The organism is Acinetobacter entericus (assembly GCF_026168575.1).
Lineage (GTDB): Bacteria > Pseudomonadota > Gammaproteobacteria > Pseudomonadales > Moraxellaceae > Acinetobacter > Acinetobacter bouvetii.
Window position 1 is genome coordinate 147,964 of the sequence record NZ_JAPEQW010000002.1, and the last position, 14,837, is coordinate 162,800.

Genomic DNA, 14,837 nt, shown 5'->3' on the forward strand with positions numbered 1-14,837 from the left:
TTTAAATATTTAAAAGTTATCTAATCAAGCGTGCTTTATCACGAATATTGATTTGCGGTTTCAGCCTGATACATATCCATCGCGTCGTCCATGCTCATATCGGCTGGCGGCGGCGGCACATTTGCTGGCTGCGCCTGTTCATAGCTGACTGCTTTGGCCGCTTTGGATTTTACCTGATATTCAAGATGCAGCGCTTCTTTGCCAAAGTAGTCGCGCAGCTTGCTTAAGGCTTCATCCAGCGGGGCGATATTCCAATTGGCGCCGCAATGCAGTTCTGCGGAAGCATACTCAAAATCCAGTTTAAGCTGAATAGGAATGTGGCTGCACATATCGACATTGCAGTAAGGCGCAATCATTTTTTGAAGATCTTGCGCTAAGGTTTTCGTGATGTGTTCTGAATCAAGCGTGATTTGAATGCTATTGGCGCGTTTTTGACGGATTTCATTCAGGCTGAATGCTTTGCTTAAGCGGCCCATTGGACGGTCAAAGCCTTCACGCTCATAAATTTCACCTTCGATCACCACCACTTTTTCTGTTTGAATGATGTCTTTAAAGCGCTGGAAGCGTTCATGATTGGCTGAAACTTCAATACGCGCCGTACCGTCATCCAGTGTGACCATCATGCGGTTCGGGAAGTTAGCGACATCGACCACGAGTCCAGCAAAAACCGTGGTTACACCGCGTCGGGTTGGCGTTAATTCATTGATGCGCTGTGAAATGAATGATTTCAGTTCTGGGCGGTATACATCTATCGGGTGGCCTGTTAAATACAGGCCTAGCGTATCCTTTTCCCCTTTCAGGCGAACTTCATCAGACCAAGGCTTCACAGGTTTGGCTGGTTTGCGCTGCACTTCTTCAACTTCGCCAAACAAGTCCATGATGCCTGTTTCACGGTTGCTGCGCGCCTGATCTGCGGCCTGTACCGCTTCAGGCAGCTGTATCATAAGGCTCGAGCGCTCAATGCCTAAACAGTCCAATGCGCCAGCACGGATTAAGGCTTCCAACGTACGCTTATTGATTTTCTTTAAATCAATACGGTGGCAGAAGTCGAATAAATCACGGAAAGGGCCTTCATGAATCCGTGAGTCAATCACGGATTGCATAGCCGCTTCACCTACACCTTTAATAGCGCCTAAACCATAGACAATGGTTTTTGGATCGCTGGCATGGAAATTATACAGTGACATATTCACTGAAGGCGGCAGAACTTCCAGACCATTGCTGCGGCAGTCGTCAATAATGAAGACCACGTTGTCGGTGTTCTGCATTTCCGATGTCATCACTGCAGACATGAACTCTGCAGGGTAATGCGCTTTCAGCCAAGCGGTCTGATACGCAACAAGGGCATAGGCAGCAGCATGCGATTTGTTGAAGCCGTAGCCCGCAAATTTTTCCATATAGTCAAAGATATGGTTGGCCGTATCGGTATCAATATCTTTTTTGGCAGCGCCTTCAATGAAGGTTTGGCGCTGCTTGACCATTTCCTCGACTTTCTTTTTACCCATGGCGCGGCGCAGCAAATCCGCACCGCCCAGTGTATAGCCTGCACAGAACTGCGCAGCCTGCATTACCTGTTCCTGATACACCATAATGCCATAGGTCGGCTCGAGTACTTTTTCAAGCAATGGATGCAGGTATTCGAATTCTCCGCCGTGCATACGGAAGATAAAGTCTGGAATCAGATCCATTGGACCAGGACGGTACAAGGATACGAAGGCGATAATTTCTTCGAATTTGCTTGGACGCGCCTCTTTCAGCATTTTTTTCATGCCGACGGATTCAAACTGGAATACTGCAGTCGTATTCGCTTTCGCAAATACGTCGTAAGCGATTGGATCATCCAGAGGAATATAGGAAATATCGACAGGCTCTGTAACATCTGGCCGTGCATTAATATGCTTAATCGCATCTTCAATAACGGTTAAGTTACGCAGGCCCAAGAAGTCGAACTTCACCAGTCCTGCCGCTTCTACGTCATCTTTATCGAACTGGGCAACGCGGGCCGTGCCATCGGCATCACACATGACCGCTGAATAGTCAGTGAGTTTTGTGGGCGCAATGACTACACCGCCGGCATGCTTACCGGTATTTCGGGTAATACCTTCAAGTTTAAGCGCCATTTCCCAGATTTCAGATGCGTCATCGTAGTCTGGATTAGAGGGATTGGTAACGACATCTTTTAGCTGCGGTTCGGCTTCAATCGATTCTTCCAGCGTCAAACCTAATGGTTTGGTCGGGATCATTTTAGAAACACGGTCTGCAAGACCATACGATTTACCTAATACCCGCGCTACGTCACGAATTGCGCCTTTGGCAGCCATCGTACCAAATGTTGCAATCTGCGACACAGCTTCACGGCCATAGGTGCGGGCGACATAGTCAATCACGCGGTCACGCCCTGCAATACAGAAATCGACGTCAAAGTCGGGCATGGAGACACGTTCGGGGTTCAAGAAACGTTCGAAGAGCAGATCGTAACGCAGCGGATCTAAATCGGTAATTTTTAAACTGTATGCAACCAGGGAACCTGCACCTGAACCGCGGCCTGGGCCAACGGGCACGCCATTGCCTTTAGACCACTGAATGAAGTCCATAACGATCAGGAAGTAGCCGGGGAAGCCCATTTGCAAAATAATTTTGATTTCGAAATCAAGGCGTTCATCATAAGGCTTGCGGATTTCTGGCCAATCGTCCCCGCGTTTACTGACGGGATATAGAAAATCGAGGCGCTCTTCCAGACCGACTTGACATAAATGTTCAAAGTAGGTGTCGATGGTGTGGCCGTCAGGAATTGGATAATCCGGCAAATCGTTAAAGCCAAGGCGCAATGAGACGTTGCAGCGCTGTGCAATGTAATAGGTGTTTTCAATCGCGCTTGGAATGTCTGCAAACAGTTCAGTCATTTGCTCGCCAGTTTTGAAATACTGCTCTGGACTGTAGTTTTTCGGACGGCGGTCATCACCCAGCACATAACCGTCTGCAATGCAGACGCGGGCTTCATGCGCTTCATAGTCTTCAGCGGTGACAAAGTGCACATCATTATGCGCAACAACGCCAATGCCGTATTTTTTGGCCAGCTTCACGGCTTCTTGAATAAAGTCTTCTTCACCCGGGCGGTTGGTTCGGGTCAGCGCCAAGTAAACACGGTTGCCGAATTTTTCGATCCATTCCTGCAGCAGCGGTTCGGCTTTTTGCGGGTTGGAGGTGAGCAGCATTTTCCCGACATCACTGTGCTGACCCAGCAAAACAATCAGGTCTTCGTGCTGATTTAAAATCCATTCTTTTTGAATGCAGGGGATATCCAGCTGCTGACCGCTGATATAGCCTTCAGAGACAATTTCTGTCAGGCTGCGCCAGCCTTTTTTGGTCATTGCCAGCAAGGTCGCGCGGTGTTCTGCGTCATTCAGGCGGATGGTCGAACCAAAGATCGGTTTAATGCCTTTATCTAAGCTTTTTTTATAAAATTTAACGGCGGCATGCAGGTTCGAGAGGTCAGTAATGGCCAAAGCAGGCATTTCATCTGCAGCTGCAGCTTTTACAAGATCAGGTATGCGTACAATAGATTCTGTGATGGAAAATTCTGTATAAATACCAAGATGTACAAAGTGCATAGATGAGTCCCTGCGAAAACAGCTGAACATTTTAGCATGCTCTGCGATTAATCTTGCGTTTATTGAACGGGATTGGTGAAGTTTTGTCTGTTCACTGCAGGTTCAATAAACGCGCTGGACTGGCCCGTGTTAGCAAGCAATGCCTTGGTTAATCAAGAATTTCACCAGTTTGCCATTTTTGAATGTGAATGCTAAGTTTCCAATGTAGGGTAAATCATAGTCTTCTGGTGTTTTTAAAGCGGATTTAAGAACTGAAGGCGGGAGCAGAATCACATAAGCCGGGAGATTGTTTTCTGCCAATTTTGCACTCTTCGGAAAATCCTTTTTAAATTGCTGAAAGCTGTATTGCGCCGTTATGTTTTTTTGACCGATTTGAATCTTGTCGGTGATTTTATTTGCCTGATCCCATTCCAGCCAAATATTTCCTTTGGTCTGTCCGAGCTGGGGAAACGAGTTTTTGTTTTTATAAAATTGGTCATTTTTGACCTGAGGATTATCCTCAGAAAAAATTTCAAATTTTAAATATTTTTCTTTTGTTTGGGCTGAGAATTCAGTATTGCCAGTACATTCTGAATATTCATATTTTAACTGAGTTGGGGTTTTATTCAGAAGGGCATTTGCTTGAGAAGCGGGGACAGGCGATGCCAGTTCAATGCCGTTTACCTTTATGCTGCTGATATAGTCATATGGAGCGATGGATGCTTGCGCGTTATTGCAGATCAAAATAAAAGGGATTAAACACAAAGAATATTTCATTGTATGAACCTGTTGTTATCTATGAATTGCTGGAATTATAAATGCCCATCAATGTGGGATTATGGCTGTAGATTGTATTGTCTAGGTTATTATGAAGAAAGGGCCTGCCGGACAAAAACACTTAATTGATGAACTTTAAGCTTATGCCTGCTGAATACACATAAGCAATCGCTTTATTTGTATGGGCTGACAGATTTAGAGGGCCTTAAAATTCGAACGATAAAAACCCTCCGAGGAGGGCTTTAAAATAAATGCGGTGTTATGGGCTTAACGCAATTTTGACAGCCAATCACCTAAGCTTTGCACCAGCTGCACTAAGATAAGCAGGACAATAACGGTTAAAATAACCACACTGGTGTCAAAACGCTGATAGCCGTAAGAAATGGCTAAGTCACCGATACCGCCTGCACCGACGGCGCCAGCCATAGCAGTTGCGCCAATCAGGCTGATGGTGGCTGTAGTGAGGTTTAAAATCAGTGAGCTGCGCGATTCAGGCAAAACAAAATTGAAAATAATCTGCCAAGGCGAAGCACCCATGGCTTGGGCTGATTCAATGATGCCTTCGTTGACTTCCAGCAGGGAAGTTTCAATGAGGCGGCCAATATATGGGCCAACATAAATGGTTAAAGGTACAATTGCAGCCCATGTGCCAATCGATGTGCCTACCAGAACTTTGGTTAAAGGAATCACCGCAATCAGCAGAATGATAAACGGCAACGAGCGCAAAGCATTTACAATCGGGTTGAGGCCATGATAAATCACACGGTTGGGCAGAATGCCGGCAGGGCGGCTGACAAACAGGATGATGGCCTGAATAAAGCCCCAGATGCAACCAAACAGCATGGCAAAAAACACCATGTGAAAGGTTTCCTGCAGCGCGGTCACAAACTGATCTATAGACAGTGAGCTTTTCCAAAATGGCGCAGTGACTTCAGTCAGCCATTGGACAATCCATTCTCTCATGCTTGAACTCCTGACTGACTCACTTCTACACCGCTATTCTCCAGAAATGCGACAGCCTGCTGAATTGCTTCTGCATCACCCAGCAGCTGAATGAACATTTGCCCAATCACCGAACCATTAATTTCAGTCATGTTGGCAAATAAAATATTCAAGCTGATATCAAAGGTTTTAATCACCGCTTGAATGACGGTTTCCTGAGCGGAACTGCCTAGGAATTTCAAGCAGTAAATACTGTTATGATTTTGATTTTCCAAATTATTCAAAATGTTTACAGGCAGTTGCTGCTGAAGTACCGTTTGAATAAACGTTTTGGTGGTTGAATGCTGCGGCTGACTGAAAATGTTCAGTGTAGAGCCAGTTTCAATCACTTTGCCTTGTTCCATCACAGTCACATAATCGCAAACGGATTCAATGACATCCATCTCATGCGTTACCATGACAATGGTAATCCCTTGTTCTTCATTAATTTTCTTTAATAAAGCCAAAACAGACTTGGTGGTTTGCGGATCAAGCGCCGAAGTTGCTTCATCGCACAGCAAAATTTTAGGATGATTTGCCAATGCGCGGGCAATGCCGACACGCTGCTTTTGTCCTCCAGACAGTTCATCTGGAAACGCATCTTTTTTATGCTTTAAATCAATAAATTCTAAAAGTTCATCTAAACGCTTTGAGCGTTCAGTTTTGGAAATACCCAGCAGTTTTAACGGCATTTCAATGTTCTCTGCAACCGTTTTGGTTTGCAGTAAATTAAAATGCTGAAAAATCATACCGATATTTGTACGCTCTTGACGCAATTCAGCAGCATTCAACGCCGTGAAATCTTTATCATTGATAATGATTTGACCTTCGCTCGGGCGTTCAAGCAGATTGATTAGGCGGATAAGGGTGCTTTTTCCCGCACCGCTGTAGCCGATAATGCCAAATATGCAGCCGGCCGGGATCTCCAGATTGATTTGATCCAGCGCCGTAACAGTTTGGCCTTTCAGCTCAAAATGCTTTGAAATATTTTTAAATTGAATCATATCGTCAGAAGCTATAGATAAAAGAAAAACAGGCAAAGTGAATTTGCCTGTTTAGTTATGCAGAGTATATTACTATTTTGCGTCTGTAAGATAGCTTACAGGCTTATTCACATCAACTTTTGTACCGCCGAAGTGGTCTTGTACATATTTGCCAACTGCAGCCGTGTGGTAAAGTTCACCTACTTTTTTCAGTACGGGGTCGTTTTGACGGTCAGCAGCAACTGCAAGAATATTGACGTTCATTTTTGTGCTTTGATCGACTGGCTCGTAGTAAATCGCATCTTTCAACACGTTTAAGCCACCTTCCATGGCCAGTGTGTTGCCTAAAACGATAGCATCCACTTCATCTTTAACACGAACTGCAGTTGCCATTTGAACTGGCTTGATTACGATTTTCTTTGCGTTTTCAGTGATATCAGCAGGCGTGCCTTTAACAGCATCAAAATCTGCTTTTAATTTAACCAAACCGGCAGACTGAAGCAGAAGCAAAGCGCGCGACTCATTCGCACCGTCGTTAGGAATGGCGATGGTTGCGCCAGTTTTGAAGTCTTCAAGTTTTTTCACGTTGCTTGAATAAAGACCCATTGGCTCTAAATATGTCGTAGAAAGCGGCGCAATTTTTTCTTTATTACTTTCATTAAATGCAACCATATAAGCATAAGACTGGAATGCATTGACATCGATTTCTTTATTGGCAACAGCTGTATTCATAGACACATAATCAGTGAAGTTTTTCACTTCAAGTTTAATGCCTGCAGCTTTTGTTTCTGGAAGCGTTGCAATGTAGCGCCAGATGTCAGCATCCGAACCTGTTGAAGCCATTGTTACAACTTGTTCTTTGCCTGCATCTGCCTGTGCAGCATCATTTTTCGGCGCTTCTTGTTTACCGCAGCCAGCCAAGCCAACTGAAAGGCCTAACACAAGGCCAAGGAGCTTTTTCATGTATACGTCCTAGTAAATTTAAATGGGTGATAAATTTACGAATTATCATTAGAGAGATTAAATCAAGCTTGAATCAGATCAACTGATTAATGCAGATGACTTTAAAATGCTCCAGTTATCAATGCAATGCGATCTTAGTCAAAACGGTAAGATTCTTTAAATGCAGCTGTTAAATGGTTCCATTTAAAGAATGACAGCTTTTTAACGGGATCTGAAATTTTCAATATCATAGCAATAAATGGATATGCAATATAGTGAAGAAAAACGCTGTATTTAGCGAATAAAAAGCTTAAGGTGGTTTGACAAGATTTTTTTAATAGCAGTTAAAACAATATATTATTTTTACTTTAACTGATAATTTGAATAAAAACAGTTGCTTTTTCCTTTATAAGATTTTATTCAGTCTAAATATGAAAAATAGATATATATAGTAAACTGAAGAATAGAGATGGCTTTTATGCTAAGAGTATAAAGTTGCAGCTTGGCTCAAAAAAGCCAGAGCGGATGTTTCTATTCAGTGTTGATTTGCCTCACAATTGATAAAATTTGCTGCTTTCTATACATTAAATGATCAGATGGTGGTGTAACCCGTTCAGGTGATTCAGTTGCTCTTTCTGTAGTTGATAGTGCGATGGGCAGGTATTGTGGTGCATAAGTCGTTTATTTTTTAAGTTATTAATGGATAAAAAGCTCAAGAATGGGCTATTTATTTGGATTATTATATTGATTTAAATAGATTTTAATATTCCATCGCTTGCTGGTCTTTCATTTCTTGGATGATCTTTAGTCTTTTACCAACTAATTTCTTATAGGTTTGTAATTGAATCTCAGTTTTACCAATTATGTATTGGTCTGCATAAAATGCCAATTTTCGATTCATTTCTTTAACGAAATTGATTGATACGTAATTTATGCCATTTTGAAATAAATCGGATTTATTAATCATATATCCTAGTTTTGGTGAAATTGCATAGAAATAATCTGCTTCTTCATTAGATGGGGGTACTAGGTCATTTTCATTTATTTTAGGATGGACATTTATGATCGGGTGATCTGAAGTAATAAAATCCTCATCTGATTCATTAATTAGTAAACAATGATGATCGATGTTTCGAGTTTCGAAAAAACTCTTTCCAATGTTCATGCCAAACATATAGCTCATAAACCACCATGATTCTTTATAAATGGTATGTAGATCTTGGTTTGTTTGTGTGGCTAGTATTTTATCTCGGAACGGTGTTGTTCTAGCAATTTGGTGTCCCCAATAGTTCATGAATTTACACATATTTTCAAGATTTTCTAAAATTTGAAAATTATGCTTTTGTAGTTCCCTAAGGATTATATCAACATCTTGTTCGATTGAAGTATGTATGTTTTCTAGAGTGTTACTTTTAAATGCTTCGAGATAAGCTATAAGTTTTTTATCAACTTTGTTTGACAATAAGTAAGTTTTTTCAATTTCTTGAATTAGTAAAAAAGCATCCAAAAAAGATTTATGAAGATTTTGCAGTTCTTTAGGAGATTGCTTTGAAAAAAATAAAATTACATCTAGATGTTGTTTCGAAAGATATTGAGATCTATACAAATCTTTTTCTTTGGCAATTGCTTTTACACTATCATAAGCTATGTTGAGTTTTTTTGTTGTATACCAAACATTTAAATCATCGGTAGACCAATTCTTTAAATAGTTAGCCCATACATAATGATTTTCTCTTTTTAATTGTAATTGTTTGGGAGTTAGTTCCCATTCGCTTTTTTTAGACATATGAGTTTATTAAAATTCCTTCAGGATACTTTATACATTTTGATACATATTTTGTGAAAAATATATTATTAAAGTTAAATTTTGGTTTTCTCTATAAGTAAAAAAACCCGCACAAAGCGGGTTTTTTTTATTATACAGAAAATGACTTAAGCATTTTCACGTGCAATTGCACGGTAACCAATATCTTTACGGTATTGAACACCGTCAAAAGTCACTTTTTGGCAAAGCTCTAATGCTTTTGCTTGCGCTTCACCAATGGTATTGCCAAGTGCAGTTACGCAAAGAACACGACCGCCAGCAGTCACAATGTCACCACTCTCAAGTGCTTTTGTACCTGCGTGGAAAACTTTCGCATCTGCCATTTCAGTATCTAGACCTGAAATCACATCGCCATTGCTAGACGTTTCTGGGTAGCCTTTTGATGCAAGTACGATACCGACAGTCTTACGCTCATCCCATTCAGCTTCCGCAGGTAAATTGCCTGCGATACCCGCTTCAACAAGGTCAACTAAAGATGATTTTAAACGCATCATAATCGGCTGAGTTTCAGGGTCGCCAAAACGGCAGTTGAACTCGATCACTTTAGGCTGACCTTGTTCATCAATCATTAAGCCTGCGTATAAGAAACCTGTATAGATGTGACCATCTTTTTTCATACCTTCAACAGTAGGGCGCATGACTTCATTCATGGCTTTTTCAAATACGTCTGCAGTTACCACCGGAGCAGGTGAGTAAGCGCCCATACCGCCAGTGTTCGGGCCTTGGTCACCTTCAAAGATGCGTTTGTGGTCTTGCGACGTCGCCATCGGCAAGATGTTGTCGCCATCAATCATGCAAATGAAAGAGGCTTCCTCGCCATCCAAAAACTCTTCGATGACAACACGTGAACCTGCATCGCCAAATTTGTTGCCTGCCAGCATGTCATCAATCGCATCAAAGGCTTCTTGATTGGTCATGGCGACGATTACGCCTTTACCTGCGGCAAGACCATCGGCCTTGATCACGATTGGCGCGCCATTTTTTTCAACAAATGCTTTAGCGGCCTCAACTTCTGTGAACACATCATAGAAAGCAGTTGGAATGTTGTGACGTTTTAAGAAGTGCTTCGCAAAAGCTTTAGAGCCTTCTAGCTGTGCGGCAAACTGCGTTGGTCCCCAAATTTTAAGACCCGCTGCACGACCAGCATCCACCACACCATTTACAAGCGGCGCTTCAGGACCCACAATCACTAAATCAACTGCGTTGTTTTTTGCAAAGTCGATAATGGCAGTGTTATCTAAAATGTTGAGTGCAACATTTTCACATTTCGCTTCAGTTGCAGTACCTGCATTGCCTGGAGCAACAAAAACTTTTGCTACTTTTTCATCTTGCGCGATTTTCCATGCCAATGCATGTTCACGGCCGCCATTACCCAAAACTAAAATATTCATCTAAAAATCCCTCAAAGAAAAGAATCCCTCCCGACCTCCCTTTAAAAAAGGAAGGGGATCACGCATGAAAACTAAGGTTTCTTACGTGAAAAGTCCCCCTTTTTTACAAAGGGGGATTTAGGGGGATTAATAAATATGACTTCTAATCAATTAGTGACGGAAATGACGCATGCCAGTGAAGACCATTGCAATACCAGCTTCGTCAGCTGCAGCAATAGTTTCTTCATCACGCATAGAACCGCCCGGTTGGATAATGCATTTGATACCTGCCTTAGCAGCGTTATCAATACCATCACGGAATGGGAAGAATGCGTCAGATGCCATTACTGCACCTTCAACCACTAAGCCAGCGTGCTCAGCTTTAATTGCAGCAATACGGGCAGAGTTAACACGGCTCATTTGACCTGCACCCACACCAATGGTTTGACGGTTTTTCGCATAAACAATCGCATTCGATTTCACGTATTTCGCAACTTTCCAAGCGAAGATCATGTCATCGATTTCTTGTTCAGTCGGTGCACGTTTAGTCACGACTTTAAGATCATCTTTAGTGATCATGCCTAAGTCTTGGTCTTGAACCAATAAGCCGCCATTCACACGTTTGTAGTCTAACTGAGATTGACGTGCATCGATTGCTGGAAGTTCACCGCATACAAGTACGCGGACGTTTTTCTTCGCGCCAGTTACTTCAAGAACGCCATCTGCAATGCTTGGTGCAATAATCACTTCAACGAATTGACGGTCTACAATCGCTTGCGCAGTTGCAACGTCCAATTCGCGGTTGAATGCAATGATGCCGCCAAAAGCTGATTCTGGATCTGTCGCATAAGCCAAGTCATAAGCGGTTTGGATGCCATCTAGAGAAACTGCAACGCCACATGGATTCGCGTGTTTAACTATGACGCAAGCAGGTTTGGCGAATGATTTCACACATTCAAGCGCTGCATCTGTATCTGCGATATTGTTATAAGAAAGTTCTTTACCTTGAAGCTGTTTCGCAGTTGAAACAGAAGCTTCAGTTGCAGTTGCCTCGACATAGAAAGCCGCAGATTGGTGCGGGTTTTCACCGTAACGTAAATCTTGAACTTTATTCAATTGGGTGTTGAAAGTACGCGCAAATTTATCTGCCTGACCTTCTTCTTTACCTACGCGAGCGCCTAAGTAAGATGCAATCATACCGTCGTATTGAGCAGTGTGTTCAAATGCTTTTACGGCTAAGTCAAAACGAGTTGCATGTGATAATGCGCCTTCAGCTTTTAACTCTTCAACAACGGCTGCATAGTCAGAAGCATTAACCACAATACCTACAGATGCATGGTTTTTCGCTGCAGCGCGAACCATTGTTGGACCGCCGATGTCGATGTTTTCGATTGCATCAGCAAGTGAACAGTTGGGTTTAGCAACTGTTGCTGCAAATGGATAAAGGTTAACAACAACTAAATCGATCGCATCGATATTGTGTTCAGCCATTACAGCTTCATCTAGACCGCGACGGGCAAGGATACCGCCATGAATTTTCGGGTGCAGTGTTTTTACACGGCCGTCCATCATTTCAGGGAAACCTGTATGCTCTGAAACTTCAACTACAGCCACATTATTGTCTTTCAACAATTTGTAAGTGCCGCCAGTAGATAAAATTTCTACCCCTAGAGCAACAAGGTTTTGTGCAAATTCAACAATACCAGTCTTATCGGAAACAGAGATTAAAGCGCGTTTAATAGTCATGATCTTCGTCACAGTTTTCAAGTGCAGATTAAAACAGAAATCGGTCAAATACAGGTTAAAAAAAATGCCTGCGGAAGCCGCAAGCATTTTATCATTTATTCACTCATTAAACCGTGAGCTTTTAACTTTTTACGTAAAGTCCCGCGGTTTAAACCGAGAATCTCGGCAGCGCGTGTCTGGTTGCCACGCGTATATTCTAAAACTACAGATAAAAGAGGTTTCTCCATTTCTGCCAGCACCATGTCATACACCTGAGAAGGCTGTTCGCCTTGCAGCTGTGCAAAGTAATGACGAACTGCGCGGTCTACGTGAATACGAAGAGCGACATCAGATTGTGCAGTAAAAATAGGAGATTTGCTATTCATGCGAATTGATCCGAAAAAATCAGTTATCACTTGGGTAAAGTGATATAAAAAAAGTGGTCTATAAATTCAATGAACTCTGCTTTAGATCTTAAAACAGAAGCTCTAAAACGTGGACATTGCAATTTAGCTTTAGCTTGCCACAACTCAAAGGATTGATTGAAATTTAAGCGTAACAATAGATTAATATTTGTTACAGGCAAAAATCAAACAAAAAAATCTGCTCTATACGCAATATTGGATAATGCGCATTTTGCGGAATAATATTTGTTGTGAAAAATCAGTGAGGAGTTTGCAGTGCAAAGCTTTCGTGGCGCGTATCATACCATTGTCTAGGAAAAAGTGAGCAAGAAAACTGCATTTTTTTTATATTTTTTTGCAATTTTTAATAGTTTTTTTCAATCTTATGGCCGAATTATTTCTAAATCGTAGCTATTGAAGCTTTTACGGTCGACGGGCAGTCTAAAATTGAATTTGAATGGGCTGTTGGAAGGGATGCGCTGAATTCCAGATAAGCTTTCTGCTAAATATTGCTGCGGCTGCAAGGTGTAGGTGGAAAAAACAGTACCGTTATCCTTGAGCTCAACTTTAATAACGGGCAAGGCTAAACTGCGTTCATGGTAATTAATCAACTGGCCGGAGAATTCGACTTCTTTTTTGGAGATGGTGCGGACTTTAACTTTTTTAGTGGCAATAAGATTGTAGTGCTCTTCCAGTTTAGAGCAGTTAAAAACATCGCAGGCGGCATTGAATGCGAAAGCCATGACTGGGCTGTTTTTTAAGTATTGGGGATTAAACCAGAAAAATTGAAATAGCAGTGTACTGATTAATGCAATATTAATGATGCTCCACATTGCATAATATAAAACGCCGCGTTTAGATTCGGTGTCTGCTTTTTCAGACCAATTCAGCGCAGGGAAGTTGCCTATAGGTTCTGTGCTGAAATAGTTTAGATTGTTCAGATAAGTTTTCAGGTCAATATTTGAGTTTTCGACTTTATCTTCAAAAAGATCCAGAAGCTTGCGGGGCTGTTCAGCTGCGCTCTGCAGTTCATTCTGCAAATTAAGCTTAGAGATGTCGATGGCTTGAGACTCAAATTGGATGTTTGGGTCGCGCAGCTCTAATGCTGCCGCAGCCTCAGGCATTAAAGCCTTGGCTGCGACTAAATAGCTGAGCGCATTAAACGATGTGGAACACTTGGGGCAACAAACCATGCCCTGCGCCATAGTCAGCTGAGCAACAGTTACTTTATAAGTTGTAGCGCAAGTCGGGCAGAATGTCTGTTTATTGCTCATAAGTGTTTAAGTAAATCGGTTAATGCGATTGGCGCTTACCTGAGATTCGGCACCAGTGTTCTTCACGTTCCTGAACATCTAATATATCAAAAAATTCAGAATAAACACGAGAAACATCATCAACTTGCTCTTTAATTACACCCGCTAATGCGAACTCACCCGCAGATTTAATTAAAGTTGAGAATTCAGGCGCAAGCGACATCAGCGGTCCTGCCAAAATGTTTGCAAGCAGCACATCTGCTTGCTGGCCTTTAAACTCCGCATTGAATTCTTCAGGAAGGCCGACATAAAGTTTATCCAGCACGCCATTGAGTTCGGCATTTTGCTGTGTTGCATGCACTGCTTGCGGGTCAATATCTGTTGCGTAGACTTTTTTAGCGCCTAGCAGCAATGCGGCAACGCCTAAAATGCCTGAACCGCATCCATAGTCGATGACAACCTTATCTTTAACATCCGTTTGGCCTAGCCACTGCAGGCAAAGAAATGTAGACGCGTGGTTGCCTGTGCCGAAGGCCAAGCCTGGATCAAGCTTAATGTTTACTGCATCCGCTTCAGGCGCTTCCATCCATTCAGGAACAATCCAGTATTTCTCAGCAATTTGGATTGGCTCATAGGCGTCCATCCATGTGCGTTCCCATTCCTGATCTTCAATAAACTCACTGCGCATTGGCGCATCAGGCAATTGAGCTTTAATAAAGGTTTCTAAGGCTGCTACATCAATTTCTTCATCATCTTCCTGCGCGTAGATGCCCGTCACAATAACTTTATTCCATAGCGGCGTCTCACCTGGAAGCGGTTCCAGCAGTTCCTGATTCTCAGCGTCGTCCAAAGTTACACTCACTGCGCCTAAAGAGCTGAGCAGGGTTTCAGTGTAATCGACTTGCGCTTGATCAACAGTAATATGAATTTGTAACCACTTCACGGCAAAAACCTAAATTTGTTATGTAAAAAGCTATTGTAGCGGAA

General features: G+C 42.3%; 11 protein-coding genes. All 11 read right to left on the reverse strand.

Translation table 11 applies throughout. From position 1 onward, the window contains the following. Positions 1-38 precede the first annotated feature (38 nt). The 11 genes from dnaE to prmA all read right to left on the reverse strand — a co-directional run bounded on the left by dnaE (position 39) and on the right by prmA (position 14,793). On the reverse strand, positions 39-3,611 hold the full coding sequence (gene dnaE, locus OKC24_RS02250; protein WP_131275874.1) for a DNA polymerase III subunit alpha: 3,573 nt from the start codon (positions 3,609-3,611) through the stop codon (positions 39-41). A 129-nt stretch (positions 3,612-3,740) separates the two neighbouring features. Further along, on the reverse strand, positions 3,741-4,367 hold the full coding sequence (locus tag OKC24_RS02255) for a hypothetical protein (protein ID WP_131275873.1): 627 nt from the start codon (positions 4,365-4,367) through the stop codon (positions 3,741-3,743). Between the two features lie 267 nt (positions 4,368-4,634). Then, complete coding sequence (locus tag OKC24_RS02260; protein WP_005010421.1) at positions 4,635-5,330, reverse strand: methionine ABC transporter permease; 696 nt, start codon at positions 5,328-5,330, stop codon at positions 4,635-4,637. After that, on the reverse strand, positions 5,327-6,352 hold the full coding sequence (locus OKC24_RS02265; protein ID WP_131275872.1) for a methionine ABC transporter ATP-binding protein: 1,026 nt from the start codon (positions 6,350-6,352) through the stop codon (positions 5,327-5,329). Before OKC24_RS02265 ends, OKC24_RS02260 begins: the two co-directional genes overlap by 4 nt. Before the next feature lie 72 nt (positions 6,353-6,424). Then, the gene (locus OKC24_RS02270; RefSeq protein WP_005010417.1) at positions 6,425-7,294 is read right to left on the reverse strand and encodes a MetQ/NlpA family ABC transporter substrate-binding protein; all 870 of its coding nucleotides are present in this window, start codon (positions 7,292-7,294) and stop codon (positions 6,425-6,427) included. A gap of 739 nt (positions 7,295-8,033) precedes the next feature. Further along, complete coding sequence (locus OKC24_RS02275; protein WP_130144672.1) at positions 8,034-9,059, reverse strand: DUF4238 domain-containing protein; 1,026 nt, start codon at positions 9,057-9,059, stop codon at positions 8,034-8,036. A gap of 146 nt (positions 9,060-9,205) precedes the next feature. After that, positions 9,206-10,489: a phosphoribosylamine--glycine ligase gene (gene purD / locus OKC24_RS02280; protein WP_130144674.1), complete on the reverse strand. Its 1,284-nt coding sequence runs from the start codon at positions 10,487-10,489 to the stop codon at positions 9,206-9,208. Between the two features lie 150 nt (positions 10,490-10,639). Further along, positions 10,640-12,214 (reverse strand): bifunctional phosphoribosylaminoimidazolecarboxamide formyltransferase/IMP cyclohydrolase, encoded by a 1,575-nt coding sequence (gene purH, locus OKC24_RS02285; RefSeq protein WP_131275870.1) that lies wholly within the window; start codon positions 12,212-12,214, stop codon positions 10,640-10,642. Positions 12,215-12,309: 95 nt separating this feature from the next. Further along, complete coding sequence (fis, locus tag OKC24_RS02290; RefSeq protein WP_001086304.1) at positions 12,310-12,579, reverse strand: DNA-binding transcriptional regulator Fis; 270 nt, start codon at positions 12,577-12,579, stop codon at positions 12,310-12,312. Between the two features lie 401 nt (positions 12,580-12,980). After that, positions 12,981-13,871 carry a DUF3426 domain-containing protein gene (locus OKC24_RS02295; RefSeq protein ID WP_131275869.1) on the reverse strand — a complete coding sequence of 297 codons (891 nt, stop codon included), beginning with the start codon at positions 13,869-13,871 and terminating at the stop codon, positions 12,981-12,983. Positions 13,872-13,890: 19 nt separating this feature from the next. Continuing rightward, positions 13,891-14,793: a 50S ribosomal protein L11 methyltransferase gene (gene prmA / locus OKC24_RS02300; protein ID WP_131275868.1), complete on the reverse strand. Its 903-nt coding sequence runs from the start codon at positions 14,791-14,793 to the stop codon at positions 13,891-13,893. Positions 14,794-14,837 lie beyond the last annotated feature (44 nt).

What these genes read in the sequence shown, in the direction of transcription:
- dnaE (WP_131275874.1), bottom strand. Translation starts at nt 3,611, where the DNA reads ATGCACTTTGTACATCTTGGTATTTATACAGAATTTTCCATCACAGAA.
- OKC24_RS02255 (WP_131275873.1), bottom strand. Translation starts at nt 4,367, where the DNA reads ATGAAATATTCTTTGTGTTTAATCCCTTTTATTTTGATCTGCAATAAC.
- OKC24_RS02260 (WP_005010421.1), bottom strand. Translation starts at nt 5,330, where the DNA reads ATGAGAGAATGGATTGTCCAATGGCTGACTGAAGTCACTGCGCCATTT.
- OKC24_RS02265 (WP_131275872.1), bottom strand. Translation starts at nt 6,352, where the DNA reads ATGATTCAATTTAAAAATATTTCAAAGCATTTTGAGCTGAAAGGCCAA.
- OKC24_RS02270 (WP_005010417.1), bottom strand. Translation starts at nt 7,294, where the DNA reads ATGAAAAAGCTCCTTGGCCTTGTGTTAGGCCTTTCAGTTGGCTTGGCT.
- OKC24_RS02275 (WP_130144672.1), bottom strand. Translation starts at nt 9,059, where the DNA reads ATGTCTAAAAAAAGCGAATGGGAACTAACTCCCAAACAATTACAATTA.
- purD (WP_130144674.1), bottom strand. Translation starts at nt 10,489, where the DNA reads ATGAATATTTTAGTTTTGGGTAATGGCGGCCGTGAACATGCATTGGCA.
- purH (WP_131275870.1), bottom strand. Translation starts at nt 12,214, where the DNA reads ATGACTATTAAACGCGCTTTAATCTCTGTTTCCGATAAGACTGGTATT.
- fis (WP_001086304.1), bottom strand. Translation starts at nt 12,579, where the DNA reads ATGAATAGCAAATCTCCTATTTTTACTGCACAATCTGATGTCGCTCTT.
- OKC24_RS02295 (WP_131275869.1), bottom strand. Translation starts at nt 13,871, where the DNA reads ATGAGCAATAAACAGACATTCTGCCCGACTTGCGCTACAACTTATAAA.